This is a genomic window from Hydrogenophaga sp. NFH-34, assembly GCF_021401345.1.
Taxonomy (GTDB): Bacteria; Pseudomonadota; Gammaproteobacteria; order Burkholderiales; family Burkholderiaceae_C; genus Hydrogenophaga; species Hydrogenophaga electricum.
The window spans coordinates 1-17310 of sequence record NZ_JACBGE010000026.1; the positions used below are offsets into that span (position 1 = coordinate 1).

A 17310-nucleotide genomic window follows, 5' to 3' on the forward strand; every position below is an offset into this window, starting at 1 on the left:
ACTCCTGCATCGCGTCTGAACCTCGCATCGTCTGGACTCCTTGTTGAGCGAGCAGTCAGTATCTACAACGATGCTCCTGAATGCCAGGTTTTATGGGAGCGAAATTCAACAGCCTGCTAAGACGCTGGCGCGTCCTGTTCCAGCGGTTCGGTCAGCCCCCCATCCGGCAGCAGCCCCGCAATGTCCAGCGTGCCGATGACGACCGCCGGATCGAGGGGAACAAAGGCCCGAAAGCCACTGCCCTCCGGCGCCTGGGGATTCAGGTACTTCTGTGGACCCTTGAGGGCGGGCGCAGGCTGGTGCGCCGCCAGCAAGGGGGCCGGCTCGAACAACGGCACCCGATGCACCTGGCCATTGACCACGGCCACCAACCCCTGGACGTGCGCGTGGTGCCAGGCCTGGCACCAGCCACGAAGGTGCAAGCCGGCATCCGTGCGGATCACACGGCCCACCCGCCCACCGAACGGAGGGCGCAGGGACTCACACGCCCCGGCATCCCGATCCCCGTCCACCCAGCCGGCGGCCGTCAGCGCCGCCTCGATGCGGGCCATTTCCGCACGCAAACGTTCCAGGTGACCGGGCGCCACAGGCGTGTGCTGATCGTTGTTGTCGTGCCAGAGGAAATAGCTCTGGCCCAGAGGCCGGGGCACGAACACGCGCCCCTTGCGGCGCTTGCGTTGCGCAAACTCCTGGTAGGACTTGATCACGTAGTGGTTGATGCGAAAGCCCTCCCAGCACACCCGTTCACTCCGGATGTAGCGCTTTTCCGGAATGTCGAGATAGTCGGGATGGGTCTGGCGCGGCTGGCCGTCTGCATGGAGGTGGCTGCGTCCCGGTGCCAGTTGCACGTTGTGCGAACACGTGAACCCTTCGAAGTCGCCTGGACGAAAGACCGTCTTGACCGGCACATTGGCGAAATGGTCGCGAGGGGCATGCCGGGTGAAGCGCTCGACCACCAACCCCGGCGCCTGGTGCAGCTGGCCGTCGGAACCGTACGACGCCCAGTTCAGCACCAGGGCGCCCATCTGGGGCCGGCGCTCGGCCAGTTGCTGCAGAAACGCCGGCAACGAGTCTTCTTCTCCCATGGGCCAGATGAATTCGTCGGCATCGATGAAGGCCAGCCACTCCACCTCGTGCCCGTGCGTCTCCAACAGCATCCGGTAGGCCGGCAACTGGGGCCCACGCCCCTCCGGACTGGGAAATCGGTGACAAGCCAGAAAACCACAGGCCTGCAGGGCCTCCAGCAATTCGGTGGTGCCGTCAGTGCTCTGGTTATCGGCCACAAAAAACCGCTCGACACCCAGCAGACGGTGGTGCGCGAGCCATTCGATCACGTAGGGTTTTTCGTCCTTGAAGATCGCCCCGACACCCAGTCTCGGCAAGCGCTTCCCAGTTTCGGGCGAAATCGCCTCGATGCGCTGCCTCATCCCGTAGCGCCCTCCACAGGCGGAGCGGCAGGCACCTCGCAGCCGGATGGCGGCATCTCTTCTGGCACCAGATGCGGGTGGCTGTGCAGCTGGAAATGCAGGTGGTGGTACATCGTCGACAGCTTGGAGAACAGGGCCTGCTCCCGGATCAGCGATTCGGGAAAATGATTCGCCGCATCGGCCTCGTCCACACGCGCGCGCAGGTGCTGCACCACCTCCCGCCGGAAGGCGCTGCTGCAATTCGCCAAGGGGTCATGACCCACCGGGTGAAACGGCGCCGTCCGGATATCGGGGCGGCGGGACACGAAGGTCGAAAAAAGCCGCTCCGCAATGAAGGGCAGGAAGGGCGCCTCCACAAAGTAGGGCGCGGACTCGAACACCGCCCGCGCCTCGGGAGCCTGCGGGCAGGTTTCGAGAAACCGTGCCACCGGGTCCAGCACCTCACCCACGTATGCCTGCCAGAAGGCTGGCGTGCCGACCCAGAAGTTGGCGTAACACAGGTGCCCACGGTGGTGGCGAGGCGTCTTCGACAGGTCCCAGTCCAGCCCGGCGGCGGCCAGCAGGCGCTGGGCCCGCTGCACCAGCCCCGGATGCGCTGCCTCGCCTTGCATCCAGACGTTGTAGGAGTAGTAAGGCATGGTCGGGAACACGTTGACGAAGCACACATCGGCGTCCGGATGCGAGCGTGCAAACGCCAGAAACTGGTCACCGGACAGGTTGGACTTGAGCCGGAACTTGGGCGAAAAGATGCCCGTCTTCTCGGCGACCTGATGCCCTCCGCGGCGAAAGAAATCGACCTGGATGCGCAGCTCGCGCCACGATGCATGGCGGTTGTCCGGCAGCGGCAGCGGCAAAAACGCAGGCTCTTTCAGAGTCTGCCCGATGCGTCAGAGAGGCTCGTAGATGTCAACCCGCATCGACCTCCTTGATGAACCGTGTTTTTTTCATGGGTTTTGCGTGAGAAATCACACTTTTTCATTTTAGACACGACCGGAAGTGGTTGGAACCCACCGAACAGCCTACGCCGCCAGGGGGCTCCACCCTGCCCCGACCAAGCCACGTCTCCGAACCAGAGGGCAACCCAAGCCTCCGCAAGGGTTTGCCCCTATCGATCTCCCAACACTGGGTACACATAATTTGTATACAGATCTGCATGCAAAAAAGGAGATCCCATGACAGCGTCGGTTCATCCCGTGGACGAGAAACTGCCCAACGGCAAACTGGCTGCGCTGGGCCTGCAGCATGTGCTGGTGATGTACGCGGGTGCGGTGGCGGTGCCGCTGATCGTGGGCCGCGCTCTCAAGCTCAGCCCGCAGGAAGTCGCGATGCTGATCTCGGCCGACCTGTTCTGCTGCGGCATCGCCACCCTGATCCAGGCGCTGGGCGTCACGCAGTGGTTCGGCATCAAGCTGCCGGTGATGATGGGCGTGACCTTCGCCGCCGTCGGCCCCATGGTGGCCATCGCCAACACCACGCCGGGCACCGACGGGGCGCGCATGCTGTTCGGCGCCATCATCGGCGCGGGCGTGATCTCCGTCGTGATCGCGCCCATGGTCAGCCGCCTGCTGCGCTTCTTCCCGCCGGTGGTCACCGGCACCATCATCGCCGTGATCGGCATCAACCTGATGCGCGTGGGCATCAACTGGATTTTCGGCAATCCCGTGGGGCCCACGGCCCCGCTGGTGGTGCCACCGGAGCACAGCGAGTGGCTGAGCACGCTGCGCAGCGCCGCCGCCGCGGGCACACCCGGCTACCCCACTGTGCCGCAGGGCCTGACGCTGGCCCCCACCGACCCCAACCCGCGCTATGCTGCGCTGCCCGGCGTGGCCGTGTCGGCCGTGGTGCTGGCCACCATCCTGCTGGTGGCCAAGTTCGCCAAGGGTTTTCTCGCCAACATCTCGGTGCTGCTGGGCATCGTGGTCGGCGGTGTGCTGGCGACCGCGCTGGGCATGATGCACTTCGACAAGGTCGGCCAGGCCAAGTGGGTGGACGTGGTGCTGCCGTTTCACTTTGGTGTCCCGATCTTCGACCCGATCATGGTGCTGACCATGACCTTGGTGATGATCGTGGTGATGATCGAGTCCACCGGCATGTTCCTGGCTCTGGGCGAGATGACCGACCGCAAGATCGACCAGCCGGCCCTGGCTCGCGGCCTGCGCACCGACGGTCTGGGCACCCTCATCGGCGGCATCTTCAACACCTTCCCGTACACCAGCTTCTCGCAGAACGTGGGCCTGGTCGCCGTCACGGGTGTCAAGAGCCGCTATGTCTGCGTGGCTGCGGGCGTGATCCTGCTGGTGCTCGGCCTGCTGCCGAAGATGGCGGCGCTGGTCGAGTCGCTGCCCACCGTGGTGCTGGGCGGCGCCGGGCTGGTGATGTTCGGCATGGTGGCGGCCACCGGCATCCGCATCCTGGGCGGCGTGGACTTCAAGACCCACCGCCACAACGCGCTGATCGTGGCGGTCTCGATCGGCTTCGGCATGATCCCGCTGGTGGCGCCCAAGTACTCGCAGTGGATGCCGCACGCGATCCATCCGCTGATCGAGTCGGGCATCCTGCTGGCCTCGATCAGCGCGGTGTTGCTGAATCTGTATTTCAACGGCGCCCGCGGTGACAGCCAGGCCGCCGTGGCAGCCGCCAAGCAGGCCGACGCCCACTGAGGCGCACCCTCACCACCACCTCCCAAGGGCCCTCGCGGCCCTTTTTTCTTGCCTTGACCCGCCTCAGCCTGCACAGTAGCGGTGCACGCGCCGCGCTTTCGCACCAATACAGGGTTGTTTCGGATGGTCGGTTGGGGCCGTCTGCGCAGAATCTGCATACACATTCTGTATTCAATACCCCTTCCCCACCCGTCTGCTGGCACCGAAATTGCTGGTAGGCGTCACCCTCCTGCAACCGATCCTTACAACGGAGCCCTCATGAACAAGCGTCAAGCCCTCCAGTTCGCCGCCGCCCTGGCTGCCACCACGGTATTCGGGACCGCCCATGCCCAGACCCCGATCAAGTTCCAGCTGGACTGGCGCTTCGAAGGTCCGGCCGCGTTCTTCCTGCAATCCGAAGCCAAGGGCTACTACAAGGCAGCGGGCCTGGATGTGAGCATTGACGCCGGCAACGGCTCCGGCGGCACGGTCACCCGCGTGGCCTCGGGCACCTACGACCTGGGCTTCGCCGACATGGCGGCGTTGATGGAGTTCCATGCCAACAACCCCGACGCACCGAACAAGCCGGTGGCCGTCATGATGGTCTACAACAACACCCCCGCTGCCGTGCTGACGCTCAAGAAGAGCGGCATCACCAAGGTGGCCGACCTCAATGGCAAGAAGCTGGGCGCCCCGGTGTTCGACGCCGGCCGCAAGGCGTTCCCGATCTTCCAGAAGGCCAACGGCATCGGCAACGTGGCCTGGACCGCCATGGACCCGCCGCTGCGCGAGACCATGCTGGTGCGTGGTGACATCGACGCCATCACCGGCTTCTCGTTCACCTCGCTGCTCAACCTCGAAGCGCGTGGCGTCAAGCCGGCCGACGTGGTGGTGTTCCCCTATGCCGACTACGGCGTGAAGCTGTATGGCAACGCCATCATCGCCAGCCCCAAGCTGATCAAGGAGAACCCGGCTGCGGTGAAGGCCTTCCTGTCCGCCTTCACCAAGGGCGCCAAGGAGGTGATCGCCAACCCCGCCGCCGCCATCGACACGGTCAAGGCGCGCGACGGCATCATCAACGTGGCGCTGGAAACGCGCCGCCTGAAGATGGCCATCGACGCGGTGGTCGCCAGCCCCGACGCCTACAAGGAAGGTTTTGGCCAGGCCGTGCCCGGCCGCATGGCGCTGATGGCTTCGCAGGTGTCCGACGCCTTCGGCACCAAGACCCGGATCGACCCGACCGCCGTCTGGACGGCCACGCTGCTGCCGCCGGCCGCCGAACTGAACATCCTGCCCAAGAAATAAATCCCGGCGACATTTTTGACCTGGGCCAGTTCTGCGAAAGCCGGCTGGCCTTTTTTTCAGGAGCGCTCCATGCAAGAAGCCCCCGGAGGCAGCGACGCCCCCTTCGTCGACTTCGACCAGGTCTGGCTGGCCTACAACGACGACCTGCTGGCCAAGAACATCTTCGCGGTCGAAGACATCAACCTCAAAGTGAAGAAGGGCGAGTTCATCGCCATCGTCGGCCCATCGGGTTGTGGCAAGTCCACCTTCATGAAGCTGACCACCGGACTGCGCATGCCCAGCATGGGCAAGATCCGCATCGACGGCCAGCCCGTCACCGGTCCGCTGAAGATTTCGGGCATGGCCTTCCAGTCGCCTTCGCTGCTGCCCTGGCGCACCACCATCGACAACGTGCTGCTGCCGCTGGAGATCGTGGAACCGTTCCGCAGCCAGTTCCGCGACCGGCGCAAGGAGTTCGAGGAACGCGCCCTCAAGCTGCTGGAGAGCGTGGGGCTGGGCGGCATGGGCAAGAAGTACCCGTGGGAACTGTCGGGCGGCATGCAGCAACGCGCCAGCATCTGCCGCGCGCTGATCCACGAACCCAAGATGCTGCTGCTGGACGAACCCTTCGGCGCGCTGGATGCGTTCACGCGCGAAGAACTCTGGTGCACGCTGCGCGACCTGTGGGAAGCGCAGAAATTCAACGTCATCCTGGTCACGCACGATCTGCGCGAAAGCGTCTTCCTGGCCGACACGGTGTACTGCATGAGCCGCAGCCCGGGTCGCTTCGTCGTGCAGCGCGACATTCCGATTCCGCGCACCCGCGACCTGGAGGTGACCTACACCCCCGAATTCACCGACATCGTGCACGAACTGCGCGGCCATATCGGCGCCATGCGAAAAGCCGGCACCGTGATCAACCAGTAAGGAGCGAGCGATGAGCACGAAACAGAAACACGTCGAACGCTGGTCGCCCTGGATCCTTCTCCTGGCCATCATCATCGTCTGGGAAGTCATCTGCAGCGGCTTCGGGGTCTCCGAATTCATCTTCCCCAGCCCTTCGCGCATCTGGGAACAGACGCTGGAGCACAAGACCGTCATCCTGGGTCACGCGTGGCGCACCTACTGGGTGACGATGGCCGGCTTCGGCGTCGCCATCGTGGTGGGGGTGCTGCTGGGTTTCCTGATCGGTTCCTCGCGCCTGGCCTACGCGGCCATCTACCCGCTGATGACCGCCTTCAACGCCCTGCCCAAAGCCGCTTTCGTGCCCATCCTCGTGGTGTGGTTCGGCATCGGCGTCGGCCCGGCCATCCTCACCGCCTTCCTGATCAGCTTCTTCCCCATCATGGTCAACATCGCCACCGGCCTGGCGACGCTGGAGCCCGAGCTGGAAGACGTGCTGCGCGTGCTCGGCGCCAAGCGATGGGACGTGCTGATGAAGGTCGGCCTGCCGCGCTCGCTGCCCTACTTCTTCGGCTCGCTCAAGGTCGCCATCACGCTGGCCTTCGTCGGCACCACGGTGTCGGAGATGACCGCCGCCAACGAAGGCATCGGCTACCTGCTGATCTCGGCCGGCAGCTCCATGCAGATGGGCCTGGCCTTCAGCGGCCTGCTGGTCGTCGGCGTGATGGCCATGGTGATGTACGAACTGTTCAGCTGGGTCGAAAAGCACACCACCGGCTGGGCGCACCGCGGAAGTCAGGGATGATGACCGGCGAGCAGGTCGCGCGCCATCTGCGGCGCGCCAACGAGGTGGCCCTGCGTGCCATGCGCATGGGCCGCCACCCTTTCGGCGCGCTGCTGGTGGCGCCCGACGGCGAAACCGTGCTGGCCGAGCAGGGCAACATCGACACGGTGAACCACGCCGAGTCGACACTGGCGCGAACCGCCGCCGCCAACTACCCCGGCGAATACCTCGCCCGCTGCACGCTGGTCACCACGTTCGAGCCCTGCGCCATGTGTGCCGGCACCGTCTACTGGGCCGGCATCGGGCGCGTGGTCTACGGCGCCGAAGAAACGGCCCTGCTCGCCCTCACGGGCAACCACCCCGAAAACCCCACGCTCAGTCTGCCCTGCCGCGAGGTGTTCGCGCGCGGACAGCGCCCCACGGAAGTGGTCGGCCCGGTGCCGGCGGTGGCGGCCGAGATGCTCGCCACACACGCCGGGTTCTGGGCGGCTCGCTGACCGCGCTCGCCGCCCATCCGCCCGTCAGTCCTTGCGGCGGTAGTTGGCCTTCATGCGTTCGGCCAGATAGTCGCCGGCGGTCATGGCCGGGTACTTGCCCGATGGCGAGGTGATCAGCGCGTCGGTGTTGGCCTGGCAGAAGAAAGCGATGCTGTAGCGCCCGCCCATGTATTCGCCGGGCAGCGGGTTGCGCACACGGTGAAAGTTGGACAGCAGGCGGTCGTCGCTCCAGCGCATGAGCATGTCGCCAATATTGCAGGTGATGAGGTCTTCGCGCGGCGGCACCGTCGTCCATTCCTGGGCTTCGAACTCCTTGCCCGGGCACACCTGCAGGCCGCCCTGGCCATCGCGCTGATAGAGGATGGTCAGGCAATTGAAGTCGGTGTGCGCGCCGCCGCGCACATAGTCCAGCTTGTCCTGCACGTCTTCCGGGATCGGGTAGTAGTGCAGCAGGCGCAACGTGCTCTGGTAGGTGTCGGCGGCGGGATCGTGCGCACGCGCGAAGAAGTCGCGCTCGAAACCCAGTTTCTCGGCAAAACACGACAGCACCTTCATGCCCACCGCCCAGCTCGCCTGCTCGAAGGCCAGCATCGTGGCCTGGAAGCCCGGCAGATCGGCTTCGGCCGGATACAGACCGGCCATGCGCGGTCGCGTGATCTGGTAGCTCTCTTTCTGATCGGGCACGCCCGTGGAAGGCCGCACCTGGGCCAGACTTTCCCAACCGGCATTGCGCGCCAGCGGCCACTGCGCCTTCGTCGCCTGGGGCAGTGCGAAGAAACGTTCGCTCATCGCAAACGCTTCACGCACCTGGGCCACCGGCACGCCGTGGTTGACGAGCTGGAAGAAGCCGACATCGACGGCCGCGCGCCACAGCTGTTCGGTGATCTCGTCGCGGCGGCGATCGAAGTCCGACAGGTCGATCAAAGGCACCGCACGCGCGGTGGTTTCCGAACCCTGGGCGCCCATGCGCGCCTCTTTCTGCAGTTCGGCCAGTTCAAAAGGGGTGGATGTGTTCATGACGGAATCGCTCCTGAAAACAGGCCAGAGGCCTCGAAAAGGTTTCAGGACCATCCGGCATGGCGATCGGTCAGGGAGAAAAACCCGGGCGCTGGGGTCAGCGTGACTCCTGAAGACCGTCTGCCCTGCCGGGCTGGACCTCAAGAGCAATTCCCGGCCAGGACAGCCGACGAAATCGGCCGCTGGTGAACGCTTCTACTCTCGCCAAACAGGCTAGCAGGTTTCAGGCCAGCGCTTTGCCCCGGTGATGAGGAGAGGATCCCCCTGCCTGCACACCAAGCTGGTGCCCCATGCCTCATCTTGGACACGCTCGCGACCCTGACACGCCTTGCCCCTCCACCTGGCGGGCGGTCTGCACAGGATCGGCACCGACACCGGGTGCGTGGCATGGATTCTGCGTCTACGGACAACGAGAGTAGAAGCGTTCAGCGGCCGAAACAGCCGCCCGGAAATTGCTCTTGAAAGTCGTGCGGCCCAAGCCGTCCTTCGCACCTTCAGGAACGGGTCCCTCTGCGTGCCCGCTTGTTTTCGGAGTCCTTACATGCAACGTCGTTCTCTCCTGCGCGCCGCCGGCGCAGCCTCTCTCCTGTCCGCCACACCTTTCGTGCGCGCCCAGGGTTCCCTGCAGAAATTCAAGTTCAACCTCGGCTGGAAGGTGGAGGCCTCGGGTGCCGGCTTCCTGCTGGCCCTGCAGCGCGGCTACTACAAGGACGCCGGCCTGGACGTGACCATCGACACCGGCAACGGCTCGGCCGCCGCCATCGGCCTGGTGGCCAGCGGGGCCTACGAGGCCGCGTCGGCCGACCTCTCGACCATGATCGAGTTCAACCTGGCCAACCCGCAGGCCGCGCTCAAGGCGGTGGCCATGCAGTACGACCTGAACCCCAACGCGGTCATCGTGCGCAAGGACGGACCGATCAAGAAGCCGGCCGACCTCGCCGGCAAGACCATTCTCGGCCAACCCTTCAACGCCTCGCGCAAGCTGTTCCCGGTGTTCGCCAAGGCACAGGGCTTCGACCCCAGCGGGGTCAAGTGGGAAAACGTCGCGCCCGATATCGGCGACACCCGCTTCGTCAAGGGCGACTTCGATGCCGTGGCCTATTTCTTCTTCACCGGCCTGCTCAACCTCAAGGCCCGCGGCGTCACCGCCGACCAGCTCACCGTGTTCCGCTTCTCCGACCACGGCATGAAGTCGTATGGCAACGGCCTGGTGGCCAACGCCAAGAGCATGGAGCAGGCCGACACCATGAAGGCCTTCGTCAAGGCCTCCACGCGCGGCTGGCTCGACTGCATCGCCGACCCCAAGGCCGGTGGCGCGGCGGTCAAGACCCGCGAACCCCTGGCCAACGAAACGCTGGAATTCGAGCGGCTCAAGCTCATCGTCGACGGCACGATGAACACCCCCGACACCCGCGCCAACGGCTGGGGCGCAGCCACGCCGGCGCGCCTGCAGGCGACCATCGACGAAACCGTGGCGGCCTTCGGCCTGAAGAGCGCGCCCACGCTGTCCGACTTCTGGACCGACAAGTTCCTGCCCGCCATGGCCGACCGCCAGCTCAAGGCCTGAGGCGGCCATGGGCATCCCTGTCATCGACCTCGCGGACGCCCTGGCGCCCGGGAGCCGCCGCAGCCTGGCGGTGGCCCGCCAGCTGCGCGAGGCGGCCACCACGTCCGGCTTCTTCTACGTCCGCAACCACGGGGTGGACCCCGCCATGGTGGCGTCCCAGTTCGCGCTCGCAAAAGCGCTGCTGGAGCTGCCCGCCGAGCGGCGCGCGGCGCTGTCCATGAAACACTCGCCCATCATGCGCGGCTACGAAAGTCTGGGCGAACAGACGCTGGACGCAGAGATGAAGCCCGACCTCAAGGAGAGCTTCTACTGCGGCATGGACTGGCCCGACGACCACCCCTTTGTCCAGGCCGGCTACCAGACCTACGGCCCCAGCCAGTGGCCCGAAGAGCTGCCGCAGGCGCGGCCCACCTGCCAGCGCTACATCGCGGCAATGAACCGGCTCTCCGAGCGGATCATGCAGCTGATGGCGCTGTCACTGGACCTGCCCGAGCACCACTTCGACGCGTCCTGCCGCGACCCCATGGTCACGCTGCGCATGATCCGCTACCCGGCCCACCCGGCCGACGCGGACGACCGCACCTTCGGCGCCGGAGCCCACACCGACTGGGGCGCGATCACCATCCTCGCGCAGGACGCCCACGGCGGGCTGGAAGTGCAGATGCCCGACGGCCAGTGGGTGGCGGCCACCCCCATCGAAGGCTGCTTCGTGGTCAACCTCGGCGACATGATCCCGCGCTGGACCAACGGGCTGTACCACTCCAACCCGCACCGCGTGCGCAACGTGTTCTCGGGCGGCGCGCCGCGCTTCTCGGTCCCGTTCTTCTACGAACCCAACTACCTGGCCCGCATTGAAGCCGTGCCCGGCACGGTCACGGCCGACAGGCCGTCGCGGTTCGTGGCGTGCACCGCCGGTGAACACCTGCGCGAGATGTACGAAAAAACCTACGGTCTTCAGAAAGCCGCCGGCGAGACCACCCCCGCCTGACCTCCGGCCGGGCACAGCCCGCGTGCCCGGCCTGTTTTCGCTCCCCGCATGAAACTCTTCGTCAACCTTTTCTGTACCGACATCGCCGCCCAGCTGGCGTTCTACCAGGCCCTGCTCGGCCTGCCCGAAGACAGCCACAGCCGTTCGCCGATCTACCGCGCGGTGGAAACCGAACATTTCCAGTTCGGCTTTCACGCGCCCCCCGCCTACGGCGTGCTGCAACTGGCCGACCGCCAGCCGGCCGACCCGGCGTCGGCCCCCGTTACCGCCTACGCGACCTTCATGCTCGACAACCCGGCCGAGGTCAATGCCGCCGCCGACCGCACTGCGGCGCTCGGTGGGCGCATCGTCAAGGGGCCCTACGCCACCTACTACGGCCAATGGCAGGCCGTGCTGGCCGACCCCGAAGGCCATGTGTTCCGCGTCAGCACCGGCACGCTCCCCGCAGGCGTCGAAGCGCCCGCGCTGACGCTGCCCGCCACGGCGTCCTGAACCGCGCACCACCACGCCGATCCCGCGCCGCCTGATGGCCCTGGCCGCCAGAGCATTGGCCGCGGGCGGCAACCCCTACACTTGGCGCCCATGCCCTGGCAAGCCCATCTCTCGCTCGACTACCGGCTGCAAGGCCAGCGCACGGTGTTGCAACACCAGCACGACGGCCCGCTGCGCATCTTCAAAAGCCTCTATCCCGAAGGCGACGCCATCTGCCACAACGTCGTGGTGCACCCACCCGGCGGACTGGTCGGCGGCGACACGCTGGAGCTGCAGGTGCACGCCGCCGCCGGCACGCACGCGCTGATCTCCACCCCCGGCGCCACGCGCTTCTACGCCGCCGACGACCTGCCCGCCACCCAGCGCGTGGCGCTCCATCTGGACAGCGGCGCGCGCCTGGAATGGCTGCCCCTCGAAGCCATCGCCTACCCCGGCTGCGAAGCCGTCAACCACTGGACCGCCGAACTCGCGGGCAACGCCGAGCTGATCGCCTGGGACGTCACGGCCCTGGGCCTGCCCTCGACCGGCCAGGCCTTCGACCGCGGGCGCTTTCGGCAGCGTCTGGAGATTCCGGGCCTGTGGCTGGAACAGGCCACGCTGGACGCACACGATCAGCGCCTGCTCGACGCCCCCCTGGGCCTGGCCGGCCAACGCTGCCTGGGCACGCTGCTGCTGGCCTCGGGCACGCCGCTGGGGCGGCAGCGCCAGGAGCACCTGCTCGAAGCCGTGCGACAGGTGCTCGACCCCCTGCCGCCCGGTGTGCAGGCTGGCGCCACCTGCCCGAACCCGCAGATGCTGGTGGTGCGGGCGCTGGCACCGCTGGTCGAACCGCTGATGGCCACGCTGCAGGCCGCCTGGGCCGCCTTGCGCCCTGCCGCCTGGGGCGTGCCGGGCACGCCACCGCGCATCTGGCGAGTTTGACCTTGCACCGCACCCGGGCGCAAACTGAGCGGTCTTTGCGGGCTTGTTCCTGCCGCCGGTCCAGGTCGGTTTGTGCACAATGGGGCATGCCGTCCCGGAACCCGCTCCTTCGCCCGATCTGCCCATGAGTGCCGAAAAGAGCGATCTGCAAGACGCGCGCGCCCTCGTCATCGACGGCAACCCGCAGTCGCGCTCGATCATCGTCAACCAGTTGCGCGAAGCCGGCGTGGGCACCATCGTGCAATGCGCACGGCTGGTCGATGCGCGCAGCAAGCTCGAAATGTCGAGCTACGACGTGGTGATCTCCGAACAGTATTTCGAGCGCGAGGAAATCACCGGCCAGGATCTGCTGGACGACCTGCGCCGCCACCAGTTGCTGCCGTTCTACACGGTGTTCGTGATGGTCACGGCCGAGTCCTCCTACAGCAAGGTCGCCGAAGCCGCCGAATCCGCGCTCGACGCTTACCTGATCAAACCCCACACCGCCGCCGGGCTGATCGAACGCATCCGGCAAGCACGCGAGCGCAAGGGCGCGCTCAAAGAGATTTTTGCCGCCATCGACCACGAAGACTTCGACGGCGCCGCCCAGATGTGCAAGGCCCACTTCGACGAGCGGCGCCCCTACTGGCTCTACGCGGCCCGCATCGGCGCCGAACTGATGCTGCGCGGCGGTCTGCTCAGCGAAGCCGAAAAGCTGTACGAAGCGGTGGTGGAGGCCAAAACCCTGCCCTGGGCCAAACTGGGCGTGGCCCGTGCGCAGCTCGAAGCCGGCTATCCGCAGCGCGCCACGACCACGCTCGAAAGCCTGATCGAAACCGAGCCCGGCTATTCCGACGCCTACGACGTGATGGGCCGGGCACAGTTCGAGCTGGGCAACTTCCAGAACGCCCTGGCCACCTTCCGCATGGCCACGCGGCTGACGCCCTCGTCGGTGAACCGCCTGCTCAAGCACGGCATGCTGGCCTACTACGCTGGCGAGCGCACCGAAGGGGTCGAGCTGCTGGACCGCGCCACGCGCGTCGGCCTGGACTCCAAGCTCTACGACCCGCAGGCGCTGGTGCTGCTGGCCTTCGCCCGGCTCGACGCCAACGACCACCGGGGCCTGATGCGCTGCGCCGACCAGCTCATGCACCTGCGCAGCCGCCACCCCGACAGGCCCCGGCCGCAGCGATTGCTCGACGTGGTGCACGCGCTGATCTACATCCACGAACTGCAGCATGCTCGGGCCCTGGAAGAAGTCCGGCGGCTGGCCAAGGACGTGCTGGAGCCGGCCTTCGATTTCGAGTCGGCCAGCAACCTCCTGGGGCTCATGACCCGCCTGGCGCTGCGTTCGATCCAGCTTTACGAAGTCGATGCCACGGTCGACCTGCTGGGTCTGCGCTTTTGCACCAGCCGTGCGCTCACCGAGCTGCTCGCCTGTGCCGCCGTCGGCCGCAACGACTTCATCAACCGCATCCGCGCCGGCCATGGCGAAATCCTGCGCCTGACCGAACAGGCCATGAGCCTGAGCCTCAAGGGCGACCCGCAAGGCGCCGTGATCAAGCTGCTCGAAGACGGCCAGCGCACACTCAACGCCAAGGTCATCGAGTCGGCCCACCTGGTGCTGCACCGCTACCAGCAGCGCATCCCCGACCACACGGCCTTGCTCGAACAGGCCCAGGCCCTGCGGGTGCGGTACCGGACCACCGATGTGCATGCAGGGCTGGGGGAACAGAGCCACACCGGCCGCGCTGCGGGCGGCATCTCGCTGCCCACCGCCTACCGGCCACCCGCCCGCAACGAAGGCCTGCTCGCCAGCGTCAACGCCGTGGGCGCCTGAACGCGCCCCGTTGCACCCATGCCAGCCACCTGGATGCCCGCCTGCGCGGGCATGACGGGTACGGCATGCCTGGCGCCTGCGAAGGCACGGAGCGTGAGGGGCAACGACCCGCGCCAGCGGCGGAGCGTGGGGGCTCAGACGATGCGGCGCCGGGCCGCCCCCCAGCCGGATCAGCCCCCTCGGGGGGCAGCGACACGCGCCAGCGGCGGAGCGTGGGGGCTCAGATCGCCACCAGTTGCCGGATGCCCTTGGCCTGCATCTCGCTGCCCGGGCCGCTGGCGATCACTTCGCCGCGCTCCATCACCACGTACTGGTCGGCCAGTTCTTCGGCAAAGTCGTAGTACTGCTCCACCAGCACGATGCCCATGTTGCCGCGGTCGGCCAGCATGCGGATGACCTTGCCGATGTCCTTGATGATGTTGGGCTGGATGCCCTCGGTGGGTTCGTCCAGGATGAGCAGCTTGGGGCCAGCAGCCAGTGCGCGCGCGATCGCCAGCTGCTGCTGCTGCCCGCCCGAGAGGTCGCCGCCCCGCCGGCCCAGCATCTGCTTGAGCACCGGAAACAGCTCGAACAGTTCGGCCGGAATGGGCGTGCCGCCCTTCTTGTAGGCCAGCCCCATCTGCAGGTTTTCCTGCACTGTCAGTCGGGCAAAGATCTCGCGCCCCTGCGGCACGAAACCCACGCCCATGCGGGCGCGCTCGTACGGCGTGGCCTTGTCGATCGCCTTGCCGTCAAGCGCGATGTTCCCGCTCTTGATCGGCACCAGGCCCATCAGCGACTTGAGCAGCGTGGTCTTGCCCACGCCGTTGCGGCCCAGCACCACCGTCACCTGGCCCAGCTCGGCCTTGAGACCGACGTTGCGCAGGATGTGGCTGCCGCCGTAGTACTGGTTGACGCCCTTGACTTCAAGCAGGCTCATGCGTGTCTCCTCAGCGCCCCAGATAGACTTCGATCACACGCTCGTCGGCCTGCACCTCATCGAGCGTGCCTTCGGCCAGCACCGAGCCGTCGCACAGCACCGTGACCTTTTCGCTGATGGTGCGGATGAAGCTCATGTCGTGTTCGACCACCATCAGCGAATGTTTGCCCTTGAGGCTGAGAAACAGCTGCGCCGTGCGCTCGGTTTCTTCGTCGGTCATGCCCGCCACCGGCTCGTCGAGCAGCAGCAGCTTCGGGTTCTGCATCAGCAGCATGCCAATCTCCAGCCACTGCTTCTGCCCGTGGCTGAGCGTGCCGGCCAGGCGCGCCGCGCTGTCGGCCAGGTGGATGGTCTGCAGCACCTCGCCCAGGCGGTCCTTCTGCTCGCCGTTGAGCTGAAACGTCAGCGAATGCGCGACGCGCTTGTCGGTCGCCAGCGCCAGCTCCAGGTTCTCGAACACCGTGAGCTGCTCGAACACCGTGGGCTTCTGGAACTTGCGCCCGATACCCATGGCCGCGATGTCGGCTTCGCGGTGGCGCAGCAGGTCGATGGTGCTGCCGAAGAACACCGTGCCGCTGTCGGGCCGGGTCTTGCCGGTGATGATGTCCATCATGGTGGTCTTTCCCGCGCCGTTGGGGCCGATGATGCAACGCAGCTCGCCGGGGGCGATGTCCAGGTTCAGGCCGTTGATGGCCTTGAAGCCGTCGAAGGCCACGTGCACATCCTCCAGATAGAGAATGCGGCCGTGGGTCACGTCGACCTCGCCGGTGGTCACCGGGCGGCCATAACCGGCGGTGCGCCCGCCGGATTCGGTGGCACCGGCCACCCGGACTGTGTGCAGCGACTGCAGGCGCTGGGCGCCCGCTTCCATCAGATCGGGCGTCATGCCGACTCTCCTTGCCCGGCCGCAGCCGGTGGGCGCCGAAGCTTGCGGACCAGCCCCACGATGCCCTGCGGCATGAACAGCGTGACGGCGATGAACAGCGCCCCCAGGAAGTAGAGCCAGAACTCGGGAAAGGTCACGGTGAGCCAGCTCTTGGCGCCGTTGACCAGGAAGGCGCCCACGATGGGACCGACCAGCGTGGCACGCCCGCCCACGGCAGCCCAGACCGCGATCTCGATGCTGCCCGCCGTGCTCATTTCACCGGGGTTGATGATGCCCACCTGCGGCACGTACAGGGCGCCGGCGATGCCGCACATGACGGCCGAGATGGTCCAGATGGTGAGCTTGTAGGGCAGCGGGTTGTAGCCGCAGAACATGACCCGGTTCTCGGCGTCGCGCACCGCCTGCAGCACGCGCCCGAACTTGGAGTTGACCAGCCAGCGGGCCCACAGGAAGAAGCCCAGCAGCGTCAGGCTCGTGAGCACGAACAGCGTCATGCGCATGCCCTGCGTGGCGATGGGCAGACCCAGGATGCGCTTGAAGTCGGTAAAGCCGTTGTTGCCGCCCATGCCGGTTTCGTTGCGGAAGAACAGCAGCAGCGCGGCGAAGGTCAGCGCCTGCGTGATGATGGAGAAGTACACGCCCTTGATGCGCGAGCGGAAGGCGAAGTAGCCGAACACGAAGGCCACCAGCCCCGGCACCAGCACGATCAGCAGCAGCGTGGCGATGAAGCTGTCGCTCAGCGCCCAGTGCCACGGCAACTCCTTCCAGTCGAGGAACACCATGAAGTCGGGCAGCTCGCTCTTGTAGTTGCCGTCGGTGCCGATCTGGCGCATGAGGTACATGCCCATCACATAACCGCCCAGCGCGAAGAACAGGCCGTGGCCCAGGCTGAGGATGCCGGTGTAGCCCCAGATCAGGTCCATGGCCAGCGCACAGATGGCGTAGCACATGATCTTGCCCAGCAGGCCGACCATGTAGTCCGACAGGTGCAACGGGCTGTCGGCCGGCACCAGCAGGTTGAGCATGGGCGCCACGGCGCAGACCACCAGCAGGGCGACGATGAAGGCGCTCCAGCCTTTGCGGGTGAGCAACGGGCCAGGCGCGGGGAGAGAAACAGAAACAGCGGTCATGAACAGTGCCCCTCGCGAGCGAAGTGAATGGTCCAGA

The 17310-nt window shown here is 66.4% G+C and carries 16 protein-coding genes; 10 read left to right on the top strand and 6 right to left on the bottom strand.

Going from position 1 to position 17310, the window contains the following annotated elements:
- Positions 1-116: 116 nt before the first annotated feature.
- The gene (locus L0977_RS20890; RefSeq protein WP_234266797.1) at positions 117-1427 is read right to left on the bottom strand and encodes a glycosyltransferase family 2 protein; all 1311 of its coding nucleotides are present in this window, start codon (positions 1425-1427) and stop codon (positions 117-119) included.
- Complete coding sequence (locus tag L0977_RS20895; protein WP_234266798.1) at positions 1424-2281, bottom strand: hypothetical protein; 858 nt, start codon at positions 2279-2281, stop codon at positions 1424-1426. The genes L0977_RS20890 and L0977_RS20895 overlap by 4 nt, the downstream gene beginning before the upstream one ends.
- Positions 2282-2599: 318 nt before the next feature.
- Between L0977_RS20895 and L0977_RS20900 the strand changes: the two genes are divergently transcribed.
- The 5 genes from L0977_RS20900 (at position 2600) to L0977_RS20920 (ending at position 7534) form a co-directional block, all read left to right on the top strand.
- Positions 2600-4087 (top strand): nucleobase:cation symporter-2 family protein, encoded by a 1488-nt coding sequence (locus L0977_RS20900; protein WP_234266799.1) that lies wholly within the window; start codon positions 2600-2602, stop codon positions 4085-4087.
- A gap of 258 nt (positions 4088-4345) precedes the next feature.
- Positions 4346-5371: an ABC transporter substrate-binding protein gene (locus L0977_RS20905; protein WP_234266800.1), complete on the top strand. Its 1026-nt coding sequence runs from the start codon at positions 4346-4348 to the stop codon at positions 5369-5371.
- Between the two features lie 69 nt (positions 5372-5440).
- Positions 5441-6277 carry an ABC transporter ATP-binding protein gene (locus L0977_RS20910; RefSeq protein WP_234266801.1) on the top strand — a complete coding sequence of 279 codons (837 nt, stop codon included), beginning with the start codon at positions 5441-5443 and terminating at the stop codon, positions 6275-6277.
- A 10-nt stretch (positions 6278-6287) separates the two neighbouring features.
- Positions 6288-7058 (top strand): ABC transporter permease, encoded by a 771-nt coding sequence (locus L0977_RS20915; RefSeq protein WP_234266802.1) that lies wholly within the window; start codon positions 6288-6290, stop codon positions 7056-7058.
- Entirely contained in the window at positions 7055-7534 is a 480-nt protein-coding gene (locus L0977_RS20920) for a nucleoside deaminase (RefSeq protein WP_370465268.1), read from the top strand. Before L0977_RS20915 ends, L0977_RS20920 begins: the two co-directional genes overlap by 4 nt.
- 24 nt (positions 7535-7558) lie before the next feature.
- Here the strand turns inward: L0977_RS20920 and L0977_RS20925 are convergent, their stop codons facing one another.
- Positions 7559-8551, bottom strand: coding sequence for an isopenicillin N synthase family dioxygenase (locus tag L0977_RS20925; protein ID WP_234266803.1), 993 nt, complete (start codon positions 8549-8551; stop codon positions 7559-7561).
- A 541-nt stretch (positions 8552-9092) separates the two neighbouring features.
- On the opposite strand from L0977_RS20925, the gene L0977_RS20930 reads away from it, so the two are divergent.
- The 5 genes from L0977_RS20930 to L0977_RS20950 all read left to right on the top strand — a co-directional run bounded on the left by L0977_RS20930 (position 9093) and on the right by L0977_RS20950 (position 14338).
- The gene (locus L0977_RS20930; RefSeq protein ID WP_234266804.1) at positions 9093-10118 is read left to right on the top strand and encodes an ABC transporter substrate-binding protein; all 1026 of its coding nucleotides are present in this window, start codon (positions 9093-9095) and stop codon (positions 10116-10118) included.
- 7 nt (positions 10119-10125) lie between these two features.
- Positions 10126-11106: an isopenicillin N synthase family dioxygenase gene (locus tag L0977_RS20935; protein WP_234266805.1), complete on the top strand. Its 981-nt coding sequence runs from the start codon at positions 10126-10128 to the stop codon at positions 11104-11106.
- A 48-nt stretch (positions 11107-11154) separates the two neighbouring features.
- Positions 11155-11598, top strand: a complete 444-nt coding sequence (locus L0977_RS20940; RefSeq protein ID WP_234266806.1) for a VOC family protein — start codon at positions 11155-11157, stop codon at positions 11596-11598.
- 90 nt (positions 11599-11688) lie between these two features.
- A complete protein-coding gene (locus tag L0977_RS20945) occupies positions 11689-12519 on the top strand; it encodes an urease accessory protein UreD (protein WP_234266807.1) in 831 nt (276 codons plus the stop codon).
- Between the two features lie 124 nt (positions 12520-12643).
- On the top strand, positions 12644-14338 hold the full coding sequence (locus tag L0977_RS20950) for a response regulator (protein ID WP_234266808.1): 1695 nt from the start codon (positions 12644-12646) through the stop codon (positions 14336-14338).
- A gap of 220 nt (positions 14339-14558) precedes the next feature.
- On the opposite strand, the gene urtE is transcribed toward L0977_RS20950, so the two are convergent.
- The 3 genes from urtE to urtC are packed head-to-tail and all read right to left on the bottom strand — an operon-like array spanning position 14559 to position 17273.
- A complete protein-coding gene (urtE, locus tag L0977_RS20955; RefSeq protein ID WP_234266871.1) occupies positions 14559-15251 on the bottom strand; it encodes an urea ABC transporter ATP-binding subunit UrtE in 693 nt (230 codons plus the stop codon).
- A gap of 16 nt (positions 15252-15267) precedes the next feature.
- The gene (gene urtD, locus L0977_RS20960) at positions 15268-16143 is read right to left on the bottom strand and encodes an urea ABC transporter ATP-binding protein UrtD (RefSeq protein ID WP_234266809.1); all 876 of its coding nucleotides are present in this window, start codon (positions 16141-16143) and stop codon (positions 15268-15270) included.
- Positions 16140-17273, bottom strand: coding sequence for an urea ABC transporter permease subunit UrtC (urtC, locus tag L0977_RS20965; RefSeq protein ID WP_234266810.1), 1134 nt, complete (start codon positions 17271-17273; stop codon positions 16140-16142). The genes urtD and urtC overlap by 4 nt, the downstream gene beginning before the upstream one ends.
- Positions 17274-17310 lie beyond the last annotated feature (37 nt).